Raw genomic sequence first — 22,182 nt, 5'->3', positions numbered from 1 at the left:
GGTGAACGGATGGCTATTGAAAATAACGATAAATTTTTACCAGCATTTCTAGAAGAAATCGTTGGAGACCGTTTTGGTCGCTACTCTAAATATATTATTCAAGACCGCGCGATTCCTGATGTTCGTGATGGATTGAAACCGGTACAACGTCGTATTTTGTATGCGATGTACGATTCAGGCAATACACCGGAAAAAGGATATCGCAAATCAGCTAAAACAGTCGGTGATGTGATGGGTAACTATCATCCTCATGGTGATTCATCGATCTATGATGGTATGGTACGGATGGCACAACCTTGGAAAATGAGTCATACGCTTGTCGATGGGCATGGTAACTGGGGATCGCCTGATGATGATCCAGCAGCAGCAATGCGTTATACCGAAGCTCGTTTATCTTCGATTGCGATGGAGATTTTACGTGATATTGATCGGAATACGGTTCAATTTAAAGACAACTTTGATAATACGACGCAAGAACCTGTCGTTTTACCAGCTCGTTATCCTAATTTATTAGTCAATGGCGTAAGCGGAATTTCATCAGGTTTTGCAACAGAAATTCCTTCGCACAGCCTGCGTGAAGTGATCGAAGGTTGTATTGCATTGATGGAAAAACCTGAAATGGAATTGCCTGAACTGATGAACTATATCAAAGGCCCGGATTTCCCAACAGGTGGTACGATTATGGGTGGAGACGGGATTCGTGATGCCTATTCTACAGGCAAAGGGCGTATCTACATACGTTCTAAAACAGAAATTGAAACACTACGCGGCGGTAAACAGCAAATTGTGATTACCGAAATCCCTTATCAAGTGGTAAAAGTACGTCTTGTCACAGCGATGGAAAATATCCGTTTGGAGAAAAAAGTAGAAGGTATTGCTGAAGTACGTGATGAGAGCGGACGTGATGGACTACGGATCGTGATCGAGCTTAAAAAAGATGCAGATGCGCAAGGCATTCTAGCGTATTTGCTCAAAAAAACGGATCTACAAGTGACCTATAACTTCAATATGGTAGCTATCGTTAACAAAGCGCCTCAACAAATGGGAATAAAAAGTATTCTGGAAGCGTATATTGCGCATCAACGTGAAGTGGTTACCCGTCGTACACAACATGATCTGGATAAAGTAGAAGATCGTGCTCATGTACTTGAAGGTCTAGCTAAAGCACTCAATGTACTAGATGAAGTCATTGCAGCGATTAAAGCGTCTAAAAACCGCCAAGATGCACAAAATAATTTGCAATGGATGTTTGGCCTCACTGAGCGCCAAGCCGATGCGATTCTAACCTTACAATTGTACCGCATTACTAATTTAGAAATTAATCAAGTTGAAAAAGAACTAAACGATATTCAGAAGAAAATCACCAATTTCCGTGCTATTCTTGGTAGCGATAAAAAGCTAGTCGGATTGATCAAAAAAGAATTGATGGAAATTCATGATAAACATGGTATTAGTCGTCGTTCTATTATTCAAGATGAAGTTGAAGAGTTGAAAGTTAATCTGGAAGTCATGATTAACTCGGAAGATGTGCTAGTGAGTCTTTCTAATGACGGTTACATTAAACGTACGAATATGATGTCTTTCAATCGCTCGGGCGGAGAACGTAGTGGATCAGGTGCCAAAGAAGATGATTATATTCGCGAAGTGATGAATGTAAATACACTAGATAATCTACTTGTCTTTACACAGCGGGGACAATACTTCTTACTGCCTGTTCACCAGATTCCTGATTTCAAATGGAAAGAAACAGGAAAAGCGATTGTTAATATTATCCCGATGACTCGTGAAGATCGAATTGTGGCGATGGTTCCTGTTCGTAATTTTGAAGAAGAACAAGCCGATCTGATCTTTGTGACCAAGCGAGGACAAGTGAAGCGAACAGAGATCAAAGAGTATGCGACCAAACGTTCAGGAGCAGTAGCCGCTTGTAAGCTTGGAGAAGGAGATGAAGTTATCTCTGTAACCCGTTCAGGTCAAGCTAGAGATTTGATGTTAATTACTAAAGACGGTATGAGTATTCGCTTCCGGGCAGAAGAAGTCAATCCAATGGGTCGGGTTGCTACAGGTGTACGTGGAATTCAACTGGTTGGAGAAGATGAAGTCGCCGCAGTCCTATGGGTAGATGGAGAAGACGGACAATTGATGGTCATTACCGATCTTGGATATGCCAAACGTACTTCATTATTGCAATACCAGACTCAAAGCCGTGGTGGTAAAGGATTATCTACCTTTGAGTTCAAAGAAGGTAAACGATCTAAACCAAATGGTAATCGTATTATTGGTGCTTTTATCTGTGAAGAACATCGCTCATTTATGGCTATTTTACCTCCAAATCGTATGATCGGATTTAATAGCAAAGCCGCACTTCAAACCGATGAACGTAGACATATCGGTAAGCAAATTGTTGAAATGGATAAGGCAGATACGATTATTGGTATCATAGAAGATTTATCTTCTAATGGATCAGTCTGACTTTGAGTAAAAATAAAATAATGGTATAAAAAACTTCTCTTTCTATCTACAGATAGTCAGAGAAGTTTTACATAATAATCGGTTAACAACCGTATAGATCATAAAATATAGGATTACTTTAACCATAGAGTAGTAAGAACGATTTGTTTTTAATGCTGTTATTAAGTAAATTTTGATATTTTGTTTTGAATATTAGATAGTCGATAGTTGGTTTTAAAGTCGCTCATTATACTTTTTTAGAATGAATAATCACCTTATTCTCACAAATTTAAGCTCTACAAAACGTACTTTATATTTATTTTATACTATTGATAATCTTTTAATTTTTTTATATTTGTTAGTATATAAACGTAAACTACCTTCACACACCAAGCGGAGAGAATAGATGATTCTGAAAGAGCGAAGCGCTCGCCTTTAAGAACGGATATTTACTGCTATAAGCAGTGATTCAAAATATCCGTTCTTAACAGCGACGAGAAGAATATCTATTTTCGAAGCGGATTTTACACTAAACCACCAGCACAAATCCTTAAGCTAATTCTCTTCTAAATTCGTTTTCTAATATCAATGAAAAAAGCTTTCCCATTACCTTGTAATCAAGGAACGGAAAAGCTTTTTTGCATCTTATTTATAAAACACAAGTAAATATTTCATACATCATCTCGCTCTTATACCACTTACTTTAACTTCGTTTGCTCCAATTCAAGCTCTAAACGTTCCTTCAATTGCTCATAGATATCACTCGACCATTCGATCCACGGCTTAGTCTGCGGAGGAAGCGAGATCATAGAGATCATGCGACCGCCGACAGGATGAGGAATAGCCGTTAATACAGACCATAAGGCTAATTGCTCACCACGACGGTTCACTTCAGCACCATACTTTTGATCTCCGAATAACGGATAACCTGCATGAGACATTTGAATCCGAATCTGGTGAGAACGTCCGGTATGCAAATGAATCAGGACTAGTGCTAGATTCAAATCCTCATTTTGAGCTAGTACTTCGTAATCGAGTACTGCTTCTTTACCACCCGTAGTACCTGGAGGAACTACGGAACCTGTATTGGTGCGTGCATTTTTAAGAAGTACGTCTTTAAGTGTTGCTTTAGTAACAGTAGGAATACCACGCACGACTGCTACATAGCGCTTCACCATCGTACGACTACGTACAGATTCAGACAAGCGAGAAGCAGCTTTGGATGTTTTGGCAAATACCATCGCTCCGCCAACCGGACGATCCAAACGGTGGATCAATCCTAGATATACATTGCCTGTTTTATTGTAACGTTCTTTCAAGTCTTCTTTGATCAAAGTCAACATATCTGGATCGCCTGTTGGATCTTCTTGGGAAGGAATATTGACAGGCTTAACAACTCCAATAATATGGTTGTCTTCATATAACACAGGAATCGGCGCTCTACCTTTAGTATTTGAATGTGGTTCCATTGTTATGCCTCAGCTTTCCCAGCGTCCAAGAATACCGCATGGCAGATTCAGACCCGAGTTCGTGATAGGTAGACCAATTTCGCCAGAAGAAAGGGTACCACCGTAACGTTGTTGCATCGTCATATTCAAAATATTAGACAATACCGTCGGTGCAATCCCTGTTGTATACGAGTTGATCAGCATAAATAATGGGTTATCCGACATAATCGACAAGCAAGACTCTAAGAAAGGATACAGACTGGATTCAAGTTTCCACATTTCGCCACCGGGTCCGCGTCCATACGAAGGAGGGTCCATAATGATCGCATCGTATTTGTTACCACGACGTTGCTCACGTTGAACAAATTTGAACACATCATCTGTAATAAAGCGTACCGGACGATCGCCAATCCCTGATAATTGATGATTGTCTTTAGCCCACTGTACCATTCCTTTTGCCGCATCAACGTGTACCACATCAGCGCCAGCATAAGAAGCAGCTGTTGTTGCTCCACCTGTGTACGCAAATAAGTTCAAGACGGTGATCGGACGGCCAGCATTTTTGATTTTGTCCATCATCCAGCTCCAGTTCGCTGCTTGTTCAGGGAATAGACCGGTATGTTTGAAATTAGTAGGTTTGATATGGAAATTCAAATCGCCATAACGAATATTCCAGCGTTCTGGAATTTTGCGTTTCCATTCCCATTCACCACCACCTGAAGCACTGCGGTGATAATGACCGTGTACTTGATTCCAGCGTGGGTCTCTATCTGCGGATTGAAGAGGCCAGATAATCTGTGGATCTGGGCGACGTAACAAGATTTCTCCCCAACGCTCCAGACGCTCACCTGCGCCCGTATCAATTAATTCATAATCTTTCCATTGATCAGCAATATACATGTAATAATCCATCCTTATATTTTATTTCTCGATAGATATTGTAGAGTACAATCATCTATATACAGAGTAGCCTAAAAAGCCATCTTTATCAGTTTACCGCATTTCATTGTATAACAATAGATGAAAGGAAGCTATATTTGATTTAATAAGCAAAAAAAGAAAAATCGTTATATAAACGATTTTTTTTCCTTTTTATTGAACACTATGACCGTTGATGCTACGTATAAGATCCAAAATATTATTAAAATGAATGTTACTCAGTTGCTCAATCCATTCATCTATAGAATAATGTTCTGGTTCTTTGATCCATAAAGAGATCGCACCGACTAAGCCTGAAACCATATATTCAAGGCTAATCTGTATCTTGAGATTATCGGGAGGAGTATCAAGACCAGAGAGAATAATTTGTTTGAAATGGTCTTTAAGATAACTAGAAAAGCTAGGCTCAATCTCATGAGTTAACATCGTTCTAAAGAAAACGACATGTTCTTCTAGGATAAGAAATAGACTTTTTAACGCAATCACCATAAATGAAGGATCTTCATTTTGAACATCCTCAGTATACTCAGGTAAGCAAATATTCAATAGATCGATATGTTCTATACATAATTTCTCCATCAAATCAGGTTTATCTATATAGTGCAAATAAAAAGTGTTTCGATTAATAATCGCTTGATCTGCAATATCTTGTATTGTGATACGATCATATCCTTTAGTTTGAATTAAAGTCAGAAAAGAATCTTTGATCGCTTTTCTTGTTTTAACAATACGTAAATCAATTTTAGGTTTGTTCATTCTAAATTCCTTTCTTCAAGATAATAAGCAGATTCAATACATTTGCTTATTAAATGTTAAATTGATGAATATCCACCATTGAATGCATTAAGCTTAAATTCTACAATAAAAACCATTACATGAATACAATATATGGATGGATAGAGGAGAATAGCAATGAAAACATTAGTTATTATTGGAGCAGGAAAAGGTTTGGGATTGTCATTAGCCAAACGATTTGGTAAGGCAGGATTTCAAATAGCTTTGGTCTCGCGCAATGCTATCAAGCTGCAAGAAATGATAAACGTATTAAAAGAAAATCATATAGAAGCTTCTTATTTTATAGCAGATGTATATCAAGCAGACCAAATGACAGAGGCACTTGCTAACATTAAAAACAAATACGGTTCGATTGATGTGTTGGAATTTAGTCCTACTGCTGGAAAGTATCCACCTACTTCTGTATTGGAATTAACAGCAGAGAATATCAAAGACCTATATGAAGGATATATTTTCAGTGCTATTCATGTGGTGAATACAGTAGTACAAGATATGCTTGCACGCAAAGAAGGAGCTTTACTTTTTACTACAGGATTATCAGCATTATACCCTGTGCCTATGATGGGAAATGTCGGTATTATTATGGCAGGTTTGCGAAATTATATCACTAATCTGCATACTGAATTGTCACCTAAAGGCATTTTTGTAGGTCATCGATCGTTAGGTTTATTTATCAAAGAATCAGGTAATGGCACAGTGAATGATCCAGATATAATTGCAGATATGTGGTATCAGGCTTATACAGACCAAGCAGTATGGGAAGAAGAGTATCCAAAAGGAGTTACGCCAGCAACCATACAGTATTAAAGCACGACAGAATTAAGTAATATTTTCGAATCTACAAAAATGCTGAATTCAAATGTATACACTAAAGAAGTCACTTAATAAGCGGCTTTTTTATTTGTGTAAAAGAAACTAAGTTGAAAATATAATCGATATCAAACACACTCGAAAAGAAATAAACTAAAAATTTAAAATTCGTTGTTGACAATGAGAATCATTATCAAGTATGATCAATCCATGGAAAACACATATGCGGGAGGATTACAATGTCTAAAATATTAGTGGTGTTCGCCAGCATGACTGGGAATACAGAAGAAATTGCAGATTTGATTGCCGAAGGAATACAATCCACAGGTGGAGAGGTTGAACTCAAGCAAGCAATGGACTGTGATGCGGATACTCTTTTGGAATATGACGCAGTACTCCTTGGCGCCTATACTTGGGGAGATGGCGAATTGCCAGATGAATTCCTCGACTTTTACGAAGATATGGATCAGCTAGACCTTGCTGGTAAAAAAGCAGCTGTATTTGGAAGTGGAGACACTTGTTACGAACAATTTGCAGCAGCAGTTGATATTCTCACAAACAAGTTACAAGAGCGTGGCGCAGATATCGTGTTAGAAGGGCTGAAGATCGAATTGAATCCTTCATCCGACGAGAAGGAAACTTGTCGTGAATTCGGCAAAAAATTTGCGGGCGTAGCAGTAAGCGTAGTGTAATTCGAGCTTACTTGATCACACGATCAATATTAGAGTAGATGTAATTAAAGACTTCGTATGACTGGAAAGCAGGTGTTAAGCATATATGAATTATTCTACGGATCAGGCTTCACCTGTTTTGCAGGATTATAAGCTGGAAGAATGGCTACGGATGACCTATCGTACAAATGATCAGTCACTACCTACACGCCAAACGTCACGTAAGCAAGCTTCACAGATTCATTGGAAGCAACGTGTACAATTTGCGATAGGACATGCGATTAATCGTTATTACAGTATGTCGCCAGAGCTTAGAGGGATTACAGATATTGGCCAGCTGGTTGATTTCCGTTGGCCCAAGCGTATCTCTTACTTCGATCATGAACAGCAGTACTGGCAGGTTAAAGATCTAGTTACGGCAAATATTCGTAAGCTTCTTGCAGCCAACGAATATGCACCTTATCCTATGATGTTGTATGAACAGCATCAGACTTTGGTTCCAGAACTGCAAACCGATTTGTCTGTTATTTTTCAAGTGGCATGGCAAGTATCTGAACAAAAAGCGCAACCGGATGATGTAGCCGGACACAAGAGCCTGATTGTTCAGAAGTTTATAGTCGATGATGATCCTTACACAGCAGAAGCTTTTATTCATCTATCTTCCGTGTTTTGCCAGTCTGCTTTTGGTAGACTTCCTGAACGAATTGATATCTTTTCGATTATGGAAGGCAAGGTACAGCGTCATTATCCTTCACCGGAAAAAGTAGGTGCATCGATCGATTATCTTCATTTGCTTCAACATGTCGTACCAGGCGGAACTCAAGTCTGTGAACATTGCAGACAGAACGCTGGTGTGACATCCCTAGCTCCTTCGTGGAGCCTCATGTAGGTGGACCAAGAAACGGGTCAAAATCCCCCCATCTTTTTGACCCGGATTCTTTTCACAATATAAGTAAGACCAACGAACATACGGCTTTCCTGTTACAGGGAATAGAGATCATCTATCTTTTCGTCCCAGTCACATGATTCGATAACATAGATGATTCTCTAAGAAAAAGCGTTTATCCATGCATGGACCGGACCTCCGTGCTTGGTATAAACGCTTTTTCTGTGTTTGTATAAATGATTTAAATTTCAGGCATAGGTGGAGAATACAAGTAATAGTCTTGAATATCTTGATGCTGGAAGCCACACGATTCATACAGATAGAGCGCACGATCATTATCAGATACTACATTGAGCCAGACACTATGACCTGCCTGACTTTCAGCAAGAGCCACCTGACGCAAAGCACTACGTCCAATCCCGTGTCCACGTAATGCAGGATCGATGACGAATCCATAGATCCAACTGTGTTCTCCCTCATAATCCACTTCTATTTTACCGACCGCGATACCAGCATGTTCAATCACTAGCATTTTGCGTGTTTTGGAACGATTGGCATTGGCTAGTGTAGCTGTTGTAGAAGCTTCACTAATCGCAAATGCATCTGCATCCAGTCGTATCCACAACGGAATATCGCTATCGTTAAATGGACGTAATACCGCAGATTCAGGTTCGTCTATACGTAACGAGTTATGTTCTTTATCGAGCTTGAGCGTATATTCAATACTTTGCAGCACAACAGGTCTTGTATGTACCCATGCTTGACCTGCAACCGAATCACGAGGCACGTTTAATAACACTTGATTGGCATCGACCAATTGACCACGACTGACTGCTTGTTCCCACAATTTTGTAAATACACCCCGTCGACGATAAAGAGGATGTGTCATGCCGCATACTTCAATATTTTGTCCCATTCGGTAGATACCTAGAAAACCGATCAGTAATTTACCTTGATAATGGAAAAAATCTTCTACACTGCCAGGCGCACGATTTTTGAGCATGTCCCAGTTTAATTTAAGCATAATATGATCTTCTTTTTCACAAAGTGCCTGTAATTCTAATATATCTGATAACTGCTGAAGTTTGAGCATAGCGGTACCTCTTTTTTCTGTATTTAATAGAAAGAGATGGAATGAAGTCGTCCCCAATCGATCTTCTTTTGGTCAATCTATTTCTAATTATATAAGGAATATACTAGATAAAGCTATCTAAGTTTTACAAATAAAAAAAGCATCCGCAGCTACCGATCAGGCAGAACCACGAATGCGTCCAGTGACTAATAATAGAATAAATGAAATCAGAATCGTAATGATGGTTAAACTCCAAGCCAGTGGCATATTGTTAGCATCGACAGCAAAGTAAATCGCAGTTGGTAATGTCTGTGTTTTGCCTGGAATATTACCAGCTACCATTAAAGTAGCCCCAAATTCTCCTAAGGCTCTAGCAAAAGCAAGCACAAATCCAGTTACCAGTGAACGCCATGCAAGCGGTAAGATCATATACCAGAGTAATTGCAATTCACTGGCACCTTGAGAGCGTGCAGATTCCAGTACATCTTTATCTACCAGAGCGAACCCTGTTTTGAGTGTCTGATAAGCCAGTGGAAAAGAAACGACAGTTGCAGCAATAATCGCTCCAGTTGCGCTGAACACAAGCGGCTGATGAGTAAGCCATTCAGCCGCCTGACCAATCCAACTACGCCGACCCAGTATAGTCAGTAGCAAAAGACCGACAACCGAAGGAGGCAGAACCAGGGGTAACATAAATATCGTTTCAACGATTGATTTCCCTAGAAAGGTATGCCGATTCATCCACATGGCCATCACAATACTCAGTAAAAAAGCAAGCGAACCTGCTACACAAGCAATTTGCAAAGACAACAGAATAGGCGAACCGATAACGTCCCATGACCAGTTTAACGAATTCATGAACCCGCAGAAGCCTTCATAAAGCCGTGTTTGACAAAAATAGCTTGTGCTTCATCGGTCTGTAGATAGTCATAGAAAGCAGCAGCTTCTTCAGGATGAGTAGTATCAGATACGATTCCTGCTGGATATAGAATTGGATCATGACTATCAGTAGTAGTTGTCAAAGCCACCTGTACTTTATCTGAATCCATGGCATCCGTTTTGTAGACAAATCCTGTTTCAGCATTACCTGTTTCTACATAAGACAAGACTTGTTTGACATCTTTAGTCAGCACGATTTTGGATTGTAACTTGTCCCATATTCCTGACGACTCTAATGTTTGTTTGGCATACATACCCGCAGGAACCGATTCAGGTGTACCGACAGCTAATTTTTTGATATTGTCACGAGTCAAATCTTGCAATGAAGATAATGTTAATGCGCTATCTTTGGGTACAATAAGTACAAGATCATTAGCGAGCAGGTCTTTCTCATGCGTTTTATCAATAAGATTAGCACTGAGTAGAGCATCCATTTGTTTACTACCTGCTGAGAAGAATAGATCCGCAGGAGCGCCTTGTTCAATCTGTTTCTGTAATGTACCTGAAGCCGCAAAGTTAAATGTAAGGTTAACATTAGGATGTTGCTGTTGGTATAACGTTTGGATTTCCTGTAGACTATCCGTTAAGCTTGCAGCAGCTGAAATAGTGAGTTGTACAGGAGATTCACTGGTAGCTGTAGCATTAGTCTCAGAAGAAGGTGTAGAACCGTTGGCGCTATCTGTACTGGATGTAGTTGTCGTGGACGAACAAGCACTAAGTATTAAGATCAGACCTAACAGAAGCGCAGGTAGATCCATCCGGGAAGTAGAAGTATGATTTCGATGTGAAAATAAAGAAAGTATAGATTTCAACACATATTCCTCCTTAAAGTTATAATACAACTATGTATTATACTGAATAATATATATTAGATCATACTAAATCATTCTAATTATATCTAGTTATAATTAAACATCACATTAAATTGGATATAGTACGATTGTTTAAATTGAAAACTCATATCATCCACGTTAAGATAAATGTATCTTGTTAGGGAGGAACTACCTATGAATGAGCAGGTGTCATACACAACCGAAGAAATTGCCAAATTACTTAAAGTCTCTAAATTAACCGTTTACGATCTGATCAAAAAAGGCGATTTACCCGCTTATCGTGTAGGGAAACAAATGCGAGTGGATCATTATGATCTAGAAACGTATAAACAAAAAGCGAAAAATGGAATGATTCGTGAAAATCGAGAAAATGCGGGACAGCTTCATATGACAGCAACCCCACTAAATAGCATATTACCAACTTCGTCCTCGGAGCCGTCAGAAGTGTCTCCACTTCAGCCTGGCATCGGGAATATTCCCCATATTGATTATCAAGATCATACGCCTGATCCAGACGCTACAGTGACACCTGAATTTGTGCATGCAGCTTATGCACGTCCAGAAGAAATTTTGCGAAATACAGGCACGATGAACCCGATTACTCAAGAACCGATCACTCCACCGACGACTGGCAAAACGATTGTGATTACAGGGCAAGATACTAGTCTGGATATTCTAGCTCGTTATATGGAAAAAGAGGACAATCGTTATCGTCCGCTTCGTTCTTTTGCCGGAAGTATGGATAGTCTAGTATCGATGTATATGGGAAATTCAGATATTGTCAGTACTCATTTATTTGATGGGGATACAGGAGATTATAATTTACCGTATATTCGTAAAATGCTTGTCTCGCATCCATGTACAGTGATTAATCTAGCTTCAAGGCGTGCAGGATTGTATGTGGCTAGAGGAAATCCAAAAGATATTCGTTCATGGCAAGATTTGGCTCAAAATGGAATAACGATTGTGAATCGAGAACGTGGAGCAGGAGCGCGTGTATTATTGGATGAACAATTACGATTGAATGGGATTCGTACTTCTCAATTACAAGGATACACGCAGGAAGAATCTTCTCATATTGCTGTGGCAGGTAAAGTAGCAAGCGGTCAAGCAGATGTAGGGGTAGGAAGTGAGAAAGCCGCTGCATTGGTCGGAGTGGAATTTATTCCATTGACAGTAGAACGATATGATCTGGTTATTTTAAATAAAGTAGAAAATGCAGAGTGGATCGCTACATTAAAAAGAATATTGTCATCCGATGATTTCAAACGTGAATTACAAGCGATCGGTGGATATGATCTATCTCGCACCGGAGAGATTTTGTACGCTAGCGAATATTAATACATTTACCTATAAAGGAGTGAGCAGGCATGAAAGACAAAGTTAAAGGATTAGTATTAGGTATAACGATCGGTTCATTATTGACAGGTACAGGTGTAGCAATGGCAGCTAATACAACCAGTATTCAAGTGGCTTTTAAGCAAGTAGGGTTATATATCGATCAAGTTAAAAAGTCAGATGCTAATGTCATTATTTATAAAGGCACTACGTATGTACCGGCAAGAACGATGAGTAATGCAATGAGCAAAGATATTCGTTTGTCCAATAATAATTTGTATATTGGAAGCAATCAGGCAAATAGTACAGGTTCATCGTCATCTTCTAATTCGACGACTACTCCGACGATACCGACTCCAAGTGTACCTACAGTGCCAACCACACCTAATTCAAATTCCAATACGGCAACAGGTACATCAGCAGTCAGCAGAGCACAAGCGATTCAACTGGTCAAAGATAAATATAAGTTAAATGGTTCTTCATATCTGTTGACAGATGTAGATCATGAGGAAGATGATATGTATGTTGTCCATGTGTATGAAGATGTGGTCGATGATGAAGCTACAGGAGAAGGTCATACATCTACATATGGCTGGTATTATGTAAACAAAAATACAGGTGAAATTACCTCAATGTTCTAAATAGATCTGTACTATCATAAAAATACCAAAGCAAAAAGCTGTAGATCGTTGGAATACGAGCGATCTACAGCTTTTTTATAATGATTTGCAATTCTTTTTGTATAAATCATTCATACTATGAATCAGTAAAAGGGGCTTGCAACGACCAGTTGAATAAAAGATAAATATATTGGAATATACTCAGCCATTACCTGCTAGTTTTTAATTGGAATCCAGATCTGCGGAGCAACGTTAGGACCACCGTATACTTCCAGTTCAGGCAAGTATGCATGTTCATAAGGATTAGAAGGAAACCATTCTGAAATAATCTGTTTCCAGAGATTTTGCATACTTGCTGGCATCGGACCTTCCACTTCAAATACACTCCATTTGGAAGCAGGAATCTGTAAGTGGGATAATCCTTCTGGAGTATCTCCATTGTAAGCAGTAGCAATCCAGTATTCCATTTGTTTATCTTGAAGTTCACTTTGATCAACACAGACACCAAGTATTCCTGAGATCGCTCCATTGTTGAGTTCAAATAACTGATCTTCGATACCATCATGATACGCTTTTTGCCACATTTTTGGAATTTCACGTAGATTTTCTCCATCTTCATAAGAGAATGTTTGCTTGATACCTACTAATGAGAATCCCGGGTGCTCTATAATTTTGTAATTCATCGGTTCGACTCCTTTCAGATTCACTTGAATCACCAAGCGATTGTAAGACTTAAGCGAGGTACTATGCTTGCGGGTTTCACTAGGGGCAATCCCATGTTGTCTACGGAACGCTTTGGAAAAAGATTCAGGTGTATCGTAGCCATACTTATGTGCCAGATCAATAATTTTGTGATCGCTATGTACCAGTTCATGAGCGGCTAGAGTTAATCTTCTTCGTCTCAAGTATTCGGCTACGGTCACATCGGTTAACAACGCAAAGTTACGCTGAAAATAAAAAGGCGATAGATGAGCTTGATCTGCAATGTGTTGAATCGTAATCGGTTCTAACAAATGTTCTTCCATATAATTAATCGCATGTTGTAAAGATTCGATCCAGTTCATAGTAGTTATTCACTCCTTGGTGTTTATTATAAGTCAAAAGTTCAAGCTAATCCTGTCATTTTATGCGCCAAATTGTCAGGTGAATATAGTTGTTTTGACAATGATAATGATTATCATTTATAATAAAAGAATAAATGGTTTGAAGGAGGTTTAACAATGTTTGCAATTATGCGTAGTATTACAGTCACAGAAGGTAACTCTCATCAAGTCGTAGAACGTTTTAACCAAGCCGGTATTTTGGAAGAACAGCCTGGATTTGTTGATTTGAATATTATGGTGAAGCAGACTCGTAAAGGGGAAGAAGAAGTGGTTCTTTTATTCCGTTGGGAGTCTGAAGAAGCATGGAAGAACTGGGAGAAAAGTGATGCTCATGTACAAGGACATCGCCAAAAAGCAGGTCAACCTAAGCCCGAGTATGTTGTTGATTCGACAAATGCCAAATATGATATCAAAGCGATCAAAACAGGAACATCCAATATCACCAAATCTTAATGTCTGTTAGACTACCTTTATAGTATAAAAATATGCAATAGAAAAGGGATGAACGACGATAACACGTCGTTCATCCCTTTTTGTTGTGCCTTTTGAATAATATTAAAAGACATTATGACTATAATCCGTTATTCTAAGGGTAGCTTGTTTAAGCCTGAAGAATAGATTGTATATGCGGTTGTTGCAACCAATCTTTGAGTGAAGTCAGTTGAAGATCAGGTACGATGACACGATCCTCCACATTATAGTAGTTCAAAGAATCTACATTTTCTCCAATCCAACGATAAAAATTCGCAATACCTGTAGCTTGTTGAGCACCCATTACAGGGGTGAGCGAAGCTTGAAAGTCATCATAATTTAGAGACTGGAAAGTAATATCTTTTCCCAAAGCTTGTGTAAAATGATACCCCAGTTCTTCACCTGTCAATGCTTCTGGCCCAGGAGCTAAAAGAGTATGACCTGCTAATTCAGGATGATTTAATGCATAATAATGATATTGAGCGGCGTCTTCAGAACTGATCCACGGAATAGGCTTGTCCGCAGGGACAGGATAGAAAAGTATGCCTTGATTGATGAGTCCTGGAATTAAAAAGTTTTCCATATACAAAGTAGGTTTTACCAAAATAGTCGGAATACCGCTTTGCTGTACGTATTGAATCATTTCGCGCTTAACTTCTAACGTTGCAGTGGCTGTATGCTGTTCTGGCAAAAATCCATTCGAATTCACAACGATTAGTTGTACATTAGCTTGCTGAGCCGCTTGTACTGCATTGGTAATCTGTTGCTTCATTAGTTCTGTATCATACTCAATCGGCATATTTAAAAATATTTTATCTACATTGCTATTTGCTTCATGTAAAGTCTCTAATACAGACAAATCTCCAACAAATGCTTCTATTCCTTGTTCCTTCAAAGTCGCTACATTTTTTTCTTGGCGAGTAAGTGTGCGAACAGTAATTCCTTTAGATGTTAATAATCTAGCGACAGCTCCACCTTGTACACCTGATGCTCCATAGACCAAAATTGTTTCCATATATAAAACAGCTCCTTATCATCAGTTCATTTGTTCAACATCGAACGAAATGTTATATTTATCATAATCAAGTTACACACTTTATGTAAGTACGCACATGTAAGATATCAGGTATCTTTAAGGATACTGTTGGAGGTAAATCAATGGAAATGAAGGTAACGGAAATTAAATTAATGGAAAATTGTAAATCATGTCCTGTAGAATTTGCAATCAATACGATTGGTGGAAAATGGAAGATTTTGATTGTATATCAGTTACTGCAAAACGATAAAATTCGATTCAATGAACTTCAAAGAGCACTTTCTACCGTGACACATCGTACACTTACACGCCAATTGCGTGAATTGGAAGCAGATGGATTGATACACCGAGTCGCTTATGCTGAAATGCCTCCTCGTGTGGAATACTTTCTAACAGACAAAGGAAAAACGTTGACTCCGATTTTATTGCAACTACAAGAATGGGGTCTACAACATATGTAAGACTGTTGAAAATTATATTGATCAGGCAAAGTCGCTAACTTAGCGACTTTTTTTGCGTGTTCAGGACACGATCTTTTGTCATTAAAGGGATAAGCCAAATAACACAATAGCCCATTCGAGTATTTTCGCTATTTTTCACTAACTTGTCAGAAAGATATGTTCCTTCTTGGAACGATTAGGGACAAAAATGTGACTGTGATTGAATTGGTCGAAAATTAGAATACAATAATTTTAACTATCAAGACGTGCAGTCGCTTGATCTATTTTGAAAGGGGGCAATACAGGTATGGAAATCGATACGGTGTTATGGAGCAGACTTGTAACAGGGTTAACGCTCGGGTTCCACGTTATTTTTGCAACACTAGGTGTAGGGATACCGCTCATGATTGCAATAGCAGAATGGATGGGTATCCGTAAGAAAGATCAGCATTACATACTTATGGCAAAAAGATGGTCACGAGGATTTGTGATTTCAGTAGCAGTGGGTGTGGTCACAGGTACAGCGATATCGCTACAGTTGGCGCTCGTATGGCCTAACTTTATGAAATTAGCCGGCAATGTGATTGCATTACCTTTATTTATGGAAGTATTTGCATTCTTTTTTGAAGCTATTTTCTTAGGCATCTATTTGTACACATGGGATCGCTTCAAAAATCCGTATATTCATTGGTTACTGACTATTCCGATTGTAGCTGGAGCAGGCATGTCTGCTGTATTTATTACAACAGTGAATGGATTTATGAATGCACCGGGTGGATTTGTGATGGAAGCCGGGCAATTTATAGCTGTCAATCCTGTACAAGCGATGCTCAATACAGCGACATTTTCTAAAGTATTCCATGTATTAAGTTCGGCTTATCTAACAGGTGCTGCGTTATTAGCAGGCATTGCTGCTTTTGCGATGTTAAGAAAAGGCGTATCTGCTTATCATAAAAAAGGCTTAAATCTGATGATGGCTGTTGTTTTACTATTTAGTCTGTTGAATACATTAGCAGGCGATGTATCCGCTAAGTTCTTGGCAGAGCATCAACCTGAGAAATTAGCAGCAGCAGAATGGCATTTTGAAACAGAACGCGGAGCAGACTTGGTTCTGTTGGGGTGGTTGAATGCAGAGCATGAGATTATAGGAGCACTTCATTTACCGAAAATTCTTAGCTTTTTAGCATTTGGCGACTTTAATGCAGAAGTTACAGGGCTGAATGAATTCCCTATCGATGAACGTCCACCTCTTTTGGTACATTATTTATTTGATTCGATGGCAGGGATCGGATTTACGTTGCTGATGATCTCCAGTCTTTATTTCGTATTGTTATTCTGGAAAAAGCGCAATGAATTGAATAAGTGGATGCTTCGTATTATTGCACTATGCGCACCGCTAGCATTTCTAGCTGTCGAAATGGGATGGTTCTACGCAGAGCTTGGCAGACAGCCTTGGATTATTCGAGGATATATGCGAGTCGAAGAAGCAGCGACATCTTCACCGAGTGTCCGCATTTTGTTCTTTGTATTTTTACTTCTCTATATCGTACTTGGCACAATATGTGTTCTTGTATTAAGACGATTGTTCAATAATAATCCTGCTGAACTTGAGATGGAGAAATGGCTGAAAGAACAGCCTGAGCCACCAAGCGAGAAAGGTGGTCCTTTATCATGAGTTATGAATTGATTGGGATTTCGGTGCTATGGCTATTTTTGTACGGATATTTAATAGTCGCTTCGATTGATTTTGGAGCAGGTTTCTTCGCTTTTTATGCACGCTTAACCAAGCAAGATCATTTAATTAACCGCTTGATCTCACGTTATTTATCACCTGTCTGGGAGATTACCAATGTATTTTTTGTCTTTTTCTATATTGGTATTGTCGGATTTTTTCCAGATACGGCTTATTATTACGGGTCAGCACTACTGGTTCCGGGAAGTATTGCGATCGTTCTTCTGGCTATTCGAGGTTCGTTCTATGCTTTTGAAAATTATGGTTCCAAAAACAACATCGTTTATCTCTTTTTGTATGGTGCGACAGGATTGCTGATTCCCGCTTCATTATCGGTAGCACTAACTTTGGCTGAAGGTGGATTTATCCTCAAGCAAGGAGACGTTGTTTCTCTGGATTATTGGGCATTATTCACGAATCCATTATCTTGGAGTATTGTAGGGCTTGCGATTGTGTCAGTGTTGTTTATCAGTGGTACATTTCTAACCTTTTATGCTTCACGTGCAGAAGATGAGTCCGCATTGAAGCTGATGCGAGGATACGCTTTGTTTTGGAGTACACCTACGATTGTGCTAGCTTTAACAGCATTTATTTATCTCGGTCAACACAATGAACGACATTTTCAAAATATGATGGATCTATGGTGGTTACTTGCGCTATCTGTTGCTTTCTTTATGATCGCCATGTGGCTTTTATACAATGGACGTCGTTACGGCTTAGCGTTTATTTGTATCATGTTGCAATTTTTCTGCGCCTTTTTCGCTTATGGTATTGGGCAGTATCCATATATTCTTGATCCATACATTACGATTCAGAGCAGTGCCACTTCGCCATCTATGGGCTTTGCACTTGTAGTGGTATTTATTGGAGGACTATGTCTGTTAATTCCTTCACTGATTCTGGTATTTAAGCTGTTCTTATTTGATGCAGATTATGTAAAAGGAAAGAAATAACACTTGTGAATGGATAGTGGCATATGAGGAGATTCCTTGTATGCCTTGATGGATAAAGGAGGAGAATGCAATGAGTAGAACATCCGGTCTCATCAGTGAACAAATGTCGTTGCAACGGAAAAATAGGACTCTCCTTGCTATGATTTCGTTGGTACTAGGTATCACGATGATCGCTCAGGCGGTATTGCTTGCTGAAGTAGTACAGCGAATTTTTGTAGAAAAAGCTTCTTTCTCATCCGTAATCACACTGCTCGGTCTGTTGCTCGCAGTGATGGTTATACGTACATTACTCTTTTATAGCAATGGCAAAGTAGGCTTACATATGGCTGCCCGTGCCAAAACCAATATGCGATCTGCTGTCTTACAAAGTCTGATCTATACTTCGATGCCAAGAACTCTTCGTGGACAGACCGGTGGAAAAGTCAGTATCGCTCTGGATGCTGTAGATGAAGCCGATCAGTATTTTAGCCAATATATGCCTCGAATGATGGAAGCGGCTATGATTCCCATTCTGATTTTAATCGTTACATTTTACCTCCATTCCAATACAGGTTGGATTCTGTTGTGTACTGCGCCATTTATTCCTTTGTTTATGATTCTAGTAGGTCTCAAAACGAAAAATAAGTCTGAAGAAAAATATACACAACTCGCTGAATTTTCAGGTACTTTTCTAGACTCGCTTCAAGGGCTTGTTTCATTAAAAATATTCGGACGGGCTAATCATCAGCAACAAGAAATCGAACGTAGCAGTCTAGGGTATCGTGATGCGACGATGAGTATTTTGAAGATTGCTTTTACCAATACCTTTATGCTGGAATCGATTGTGATGTTAAGTATAGGCATTGTAGCGCTGGAACTGGCTCTGCAATTGCTGGTGTTCAAATCCATGGCGTTTCACACAGCTTTTTTTATTCTACTATTGATTCCCGAGTTCTATAGTCTGTTAAAAAATACAGGTACTGCTTTTCATAGTGGGCGTACAAGTATGGGGGCTATCCGCAAAGTCGATCAGATGCTTGCTGAATCACAGATAACAAGTGAATTAGAAGACATCGGGCAATCAACAAGTGCTTCTAATCAGCAGATTACGAAATCCCAAGATACATCAACCACTTTAGATCAATCTACACCTTTATCCATTGAACTGGAAGATGTTCATTTTCATTATGGTACTGATTCTTTTGAAATTCAGACTGGTAACATTTCTTTTGAAGCTGGAGAACATATTGCTATTGTGGGCAAAAGTGGATCAGGTAAAACAACATTGCTACATTTGATTGCCGGCTTGCTAAAGCCTACTTCAGGAGAAGTGTTGGTGAATCGAAAAGTATTATCGGAATCTCAACAATCGGCGTGGTTCAGACAGGTTAGCTATATAACACAGCATCCTTATATTTTTGCAGGGACAATTGCTGAAAATATCTCGATCGGTGCAGGTAGACAGGTTTCAACAGCTGAGATTGAACAGGCGGCTGAAGAAGCAGGGCTGACGGTACTTATTGATCAGTTGCAACAAGGGTTGGAGACTGTGATTGGAGATGGCGGTAGAGGACTCTCAGGGGGAGAAAAGCAACGACTTGCGCTAGCCCGCGCTTTTCTCAAACGACCTACTATTATTTTATTCGATGAACCTACGGTAGGGTTGGATCTGCATACCGAGCAGGTACTTCAGCGTTCGATTGCACTATTGTCTCAAAAGGCAACTATGATTACAGTCGCTCACCGATTGTATACGATTCAAGATGCGGATCAAATTGTATTTATGGACCATGGTGCAGTCGTAGATACGGGACGTCATGATGAACTTATAGATCGTCTACCTTTATACGCTGAAATGGTAAATGTTCAACAAAAAGGAGGTATAGCATGAATGAGTTAGCTATCATGTCCAAAGCGATGTTGCAAGAACGCAAAGATATTATCCTTTCTATACTGGGTGGATTTATTGCAGGTATCGCCGGAGTCGCTCTATTCTCGGCAAGTGGATATATGATCTCGCAGACTGTATTTGCGCCCCCGTTATATACGTTGATTATTATTACATCTATGGTTAAGCTGTTAGGTCTGCTTCGCGCAGGAAGTCGTTATGCAGAACGATTGTATTCACATCGAGCTACATTTTCTATGCTTAGCCGATTACGTACTGCTTTCTTTGCAAAGCTTATTCCAATAACGCCTGGCATATTAAACAAAAATCGAAGCGGTGATCTACTGGCACGTATCGTAGGCGATGTAGAAAGCTTACAAAACTACTTTTTGCGTGTAGCATATCCGCCTATTATTGTCGTGCTCGTATTTTTGGCAACGATGATATTTACGTCTACTTTTTCATTTTGGATTGCTGGTTTATTTGTAGTAGGAATGCTATTAATAGCTTTGGTGGTACCATCCATCGTATTATTCGGACAACGCAAAATCAATGGACGTGTTCGCGAAGAGCGAGCTTTATTTTCTACAGAAGTAACCGAAGTATTGTACGGTTTTCGAGATTTGAAAATTTATGGACAATTGATACAGCGCGAACAACAGCTTCAACAAACTTCTGCTACGTTAACAGAAGAACAACAAAAAGCAGCCGAGAATCTTCTACGTGGACAAGCAATGCATACATTTGTAACATATCTTATTTCGTGGGGAGTGCTGGCACTAGGAGCTTTTTTAATTATTGATGGAGCACTTGCAGGCGTATTTCTAGCAATGCTTATTATGGCTTCACTTACCGTTTTCGAAGAAGCAGCGGCGATGGCTACATTACCAGCGTACAAGCAAGATAGTGAACATGCCGCAAAACGTCTACAAGACACAGTAGGCAGTTCGGCATCTCTACCTGCACCATTGCTAAGAATAGAGTTAGATGATCAAGCCATCTCGATTGATCTGAATCAGGTGACTTTTCAATATGAAGATGAATGGAGACCTGCACTACAAAAAGTATCGTTACATCTAGATGCAGGTTCCAAAACAGCAATTGTCGGCCCAAGCGGATCAGGCAAATCCACATTGATCGACTTGTTGCTCAAGCTTCGTACCCCTACAGCTGGCGATATACGATTAAATGGTGTGGCTCTGAAGGAACTGGATGAGAACAGTATTTGGCAGAACGCGAATGTGGTATTACAACAAGGGCACTTTTTTAGAGGAACCATTCGTGACAATCTATTATTAGACAATAAAGAATATTCGGATGAGCACTTATTACATGTACTGCATCAGATGCAACTCCCTCATATTTTATTAAACGATATCGTCTATGAAAAAGGTGAAAACTTATCAGATGGAGAGAAACAGCGACTGGCTCTAGCACGTGCAATGTTGCGCAAAGGGAGATTATGGCTTCTCGATGAACCGACATCATCACTTGATTACGTGACAGAACAATCTGTATTACAACAGATTTTGGCACACAGCGCTGAAGACACGTTGCTTCTGATCGGGCATCGTCTTACTGGATTGGAAAAGATGGATCAGATTGTGGTGATGGATCAAGGAAAGATTGTAGAAATCGGTTCATATGCAGAACTTATGGATAAAAAGGGATACTTTTATGAAATGAAGAAAGTGGAGTGGCAAATGATCGGGGAAGTGGCTATATAAAAAATTTATCCTTTTCTCAAGTAATGTGTAAAGAAGTCATGATTTCTTGAG

General features: G+C 39.4%; 20 protein-coding genes. 12 read left to right on the top strand and 8 right to left on the bottom strand.

What is annotated here, in order from left to right; translation table 11 throughout:
- Positions 1 to 9 precede the first annotated feature (9 nt).
- The gene (gene gyrA, locus PO903_RS18970; RefSeq protein WP_502921656.1) at positions 10 to 2,472 is read left to right on the top strand and encodes a DNA gyrase subunit A; all 2,463 of its coding nucleotides are present in this window, start codon (positions 10 to 12) and stop codon (positions 2,470 to 2,472) included.
- A 677-nt stretch (positions 2,473 to 3,149) separates the two neighbouring features.
- Here the strand turns inward: gyrA and PO903_RS18965 are convergent.
- The 3 genes from PO903_RS18965 to PO903_RS18955 form a co-directional block, all read right to left on the bottom strand.
- The gene (locus PO903_RS18965) at positions 3,150 to 3,920 is read right to left on the bottom strand and encodes an RluA family pseudouridine synthase (RefSeq protein ID WP_273594301.1); all 771 of its coding nucleotides are present in this window, start codon (positions 3,918 to 3,920) and stop codon (positions 3,150 to 3,152) included.
- Positions 3,921 to 3,929: 9 nt separating this feature from the next.
- The gene (locus tag PO903_RS18960; protein ID WP_069328786.1) at positions 3,930 to 4,799 is read right to left on the bottom strand and encodes a class I SAM-dependent methyltransferase; all 870 of its coding nucleotides are present in this window, start codon (positions 4,797 to 4,799) and stop codon (positions 3,930 to 3,932) included.
- Positions 4,800 to 4,991: 192 nt separating this feature from the next.
- Positions 4,992 to 5,594, bottom strand: a complete 603-nt coding sequence (locus tag PO903_RS18955; protein ID WP_069328785.1) for a TetR/AcrR family transcriptional regulator — start codon at positions 5,592 to 5,594, stop codon at positions 4,992 to 4,994.
- Positions 5,595 to 5,750: 156 nt separating this feature from the next.
- Here PO903_RS18955 and PO903_RS18950 point away from each other — a divergent pair, with 156 nt between their 5' ends.
- The 3 genes from PO903_RS18950 to PO903_RS18940 all read left to right on the top strand — a co-directional run bounded on the left by PO903_RS18950 (position 5,751) and on the right by PO903_RS18940 (position 8,003).
- Positions 5,751 to 6,440, top strand: a complete 690-nt coding sequence (locus PO903_RS18950) for an SDR family NAD(P)-dependent oxidoreductase (protein ID WP_137220593.1) — start codon at positions 5,751 to 5,753, stop codon at positions 6,438 to 6,440.
- 242 nt (positions 6,441 to 6,682) lie between these two features.
- Complete coding sequence (locus tag PO903_RS18945; RefSeq protein ID WP_273594300.1) at positions 6,683 to 7,135, top strand: flavodoxin; 453 nt, start codon at positions 6,683 to 6,685, stop codon at positions 7,133 to 7,135.
- A gap of 85 nt (positions 7,136 to 7,220) precedes the next feature.
- The gene (locus tag PO903_RS18940) at positions 7,221 to 8,003 is read left to right on the top strand and encodes a hypothetical protein (protein WP_273594299.1); all 783 of its coding nucleotides are present in this window, start codon (positions 7,221 to 7,223) and stop codon (positions 8,001 to 8,003) included.
- Positions 8,004 to 8,241: 238 nt separating this feature from the next.
- Here PO903_RS18940 and PO903_RS18935 read toward each other — a convergent pair whose 3' ends face one another.
- The 3 genes from PO903_RS18935 to modA form a co-directional block, all read right to left on the bottom strand.
- Complete coding sequence (locus PO903_RS18935) at positions 8,242 to 9,093, bottom strand: GNAT family N-acetyltransferase (RefSeq protein WP_273594298.1); 852 nt, start codon at positions 9,091 to 9,093, stop codon at positions 8,242 to 8,244.
- A gap of 156 nt (positions 9,094 to 9,249) precedes the next feature.
- Entirely contained in the window at positions 9,250 to 9,930 is a 681-nt protein-coding gene (gene modB, locus PO903_RS18930; RefSeq protein WP_069328780.1) for a molybdate ABC transporter permease subunit, read from the bottom strand.
- Positions 9,927 to 10,769 carry a molybdate ABC transporter substrate-binding protein gene (modA, locus tag PO903_RS18925; protein WP_273594685.1) on the bottom strand — a complete coding sequence of 281 codons (843 nt, stop codon included), beginning with the start codon at positions 10,767 to 10,769 and terminating at the stop codon, positions 9,927 to 9,929. The genes modB and modA overlap by 4 nt, the downstream gene beginning before the upstream one ends.
- A 249-nt stretch (positions 10,770 to 11,018) precedes the next feature.
- On the opposite strand from modA, the gene PO903_RS18920 reads away from it, so the two are divergent.
- Together PO903_RS18920 and PO903_RS18915 are read left to right on the top strand one after the other, a co-directional pair.
- Positions 11,019 to 12,185: a helix-turn-helix transcriptional regulator gene (locus PO903_RS18920; RefSeq protein WP_069328779.1), complete on the top strand. Its 1,167-nt coding sequence runs from the start codon at positions 11,019 to 11,021 to the stop codon at positions 12,183 to 12,185.
- Between the two features lie 29 nt (positions 12,186 to 12,214).
- Entirely contained in the window at positions 12,215 to 12,823 is a 609-nt protein-coding gene (locus PO903_RS18915; RefSeq protein WP_069328778.1) for a hypothetical protein, read from the top strand.
- A gap of 194 nt (positions 12,824 to 13,017) precedes the next feature.
- Here PO903_RS18915 and PO903_RS18910 read toward each other — a convergent pair whose 3' ends face one another.
- Positions 13,018 to 13,866, bottom strand: coding sequence for an AraC family transcriptional regulator (locus PO903_RS18910; protein ID WP_273594297.1), 849 nt, complete (start codon positions 13,864 to 13,866; stop codon positions 13,018 to 13,020).
- Between the two features lie 156 nt (positions 13,867 to 14,022).
- On the opposite strand from PO903_RS18910, the gene PO903_RS18905 reads away from it, so the two are divergent.
- Positions 14,023 to 14,358 carry an antibiotic biosynthesis monooxygenase gene (locus PO903_RS18905; RefSeq protein ID WP_273594296.1) on the top strand — a complete coding sequence of 112 codons (336 nt, stop codon included), beginning with the start codon at positions 14,023 to 14,025 and terminating at the stop codon, positions 14,356 to 14,358.
- A gap of 148 nt (positions 14,359 to 14,506) precedes the next feature.
- Here PO903_RS18905 and PO903_RS18900 read toward each other — a convergent pair whose 3' ends face one another.
- Entirely contained in the window at positions 14,507 to 15,391 is an 885-nt protein-coding gene (locus PO903_RS18900) for an SDR family oxidoreductase (RefSeq protein WP_273594295.1), read from the bottom strand.
- A 143-nt stretch (positions 15,392 to 15,534) separates the two neighbouring features.
- On the opposite strand from PO903_RS18900, the gene PO903_RS18895 reads away from it, so the two are divergent.
- From PO903_RS18895 to cydC, 5 genes are all read left to right on the top strand, one after another.
- Positions 15,535 to 15,873, top strand: coding sequence for a winged helix-turn-helix transcriptional regulator (locus PO903_RS18895; protein ID WP_241669234.1), 339 nt, complete (start codon positions 15,535 to 15,537; stop codon positions 15,871 to 15,873).
- Positions 15,874 to 16,159: 286 nt separating this feature from the next.
- Positions 16,160 to 17,527, top strand: a complete 1,368-nt coding sequence (locus PO903_RS18890; protein WP_069328774.1) for a cytochrome ubiquinol oxidase subunit I — start codon at positions 16,160 to 16,162, stop codon at positions 17,525 to 17,527.
- The gene (locus PO903_RS18885) at positions 17,524 to 18,537 is read left to right on the top strand and encodes a cytochrome d ubiquinol oxidase subunit II (protein WP_193555924.1); all 1,014 of its coding nucleotides are present in this window, start codon (positions 17,524 to 17,526) and stop codon (positions 18,535 to 18,537) included. The genes PO903_RS18890 and PO903_RS18885 overlap by 4 nt, the downstream gene beginning before the upstream one ends.
- A 70-nt stretch (positions 18,538 to 18,607) precedes the next feature.
- A complete protein-coding gene (cydD, locus tag PO903_RS18880) occupies positions 18,608 to 20,407 on the top strand; it encodes a thiol reductant ABC exporter subunit CydD (RefSeq protein WP_273594294.1) in 1,800 nt (599 codons plus the stop codon).
- Positions 20,404 to 22,131: a thiol reductant ABC exporter subunit CydC gene (gene cydC, locus PO903_RS18875; RefSeq protein ID WP_273594293.1), complete on the top strand. Its 1,728-nt coding sequence runs from the start codon at positions 20,404 to 20,406 to the stop codon at positions 22,129 to 22,131. The genes cydD and cydC overlap by 4 nt, the downstream gene beginning before the upstream one ends.
- The last annotated feature ends 51 nt before the right edge of the window (positions 22,132 to 22,182 follow it).

Source organism: Paenibacillus sp. PK4536 (assembly GCF_028594455.2).
Taxonomy (GTDB): Bacteria; Bacillota; Bacilli; order Paenibacillales; family Paenibacillaceae; genus Saccharibacillus; species Saccharibacillus nuruki.
The sequence above is the reverse complement of the archived record's forward strand: the minus strand, read 5'-3'. Positions and strand labels throughout refer to the sequence as shown.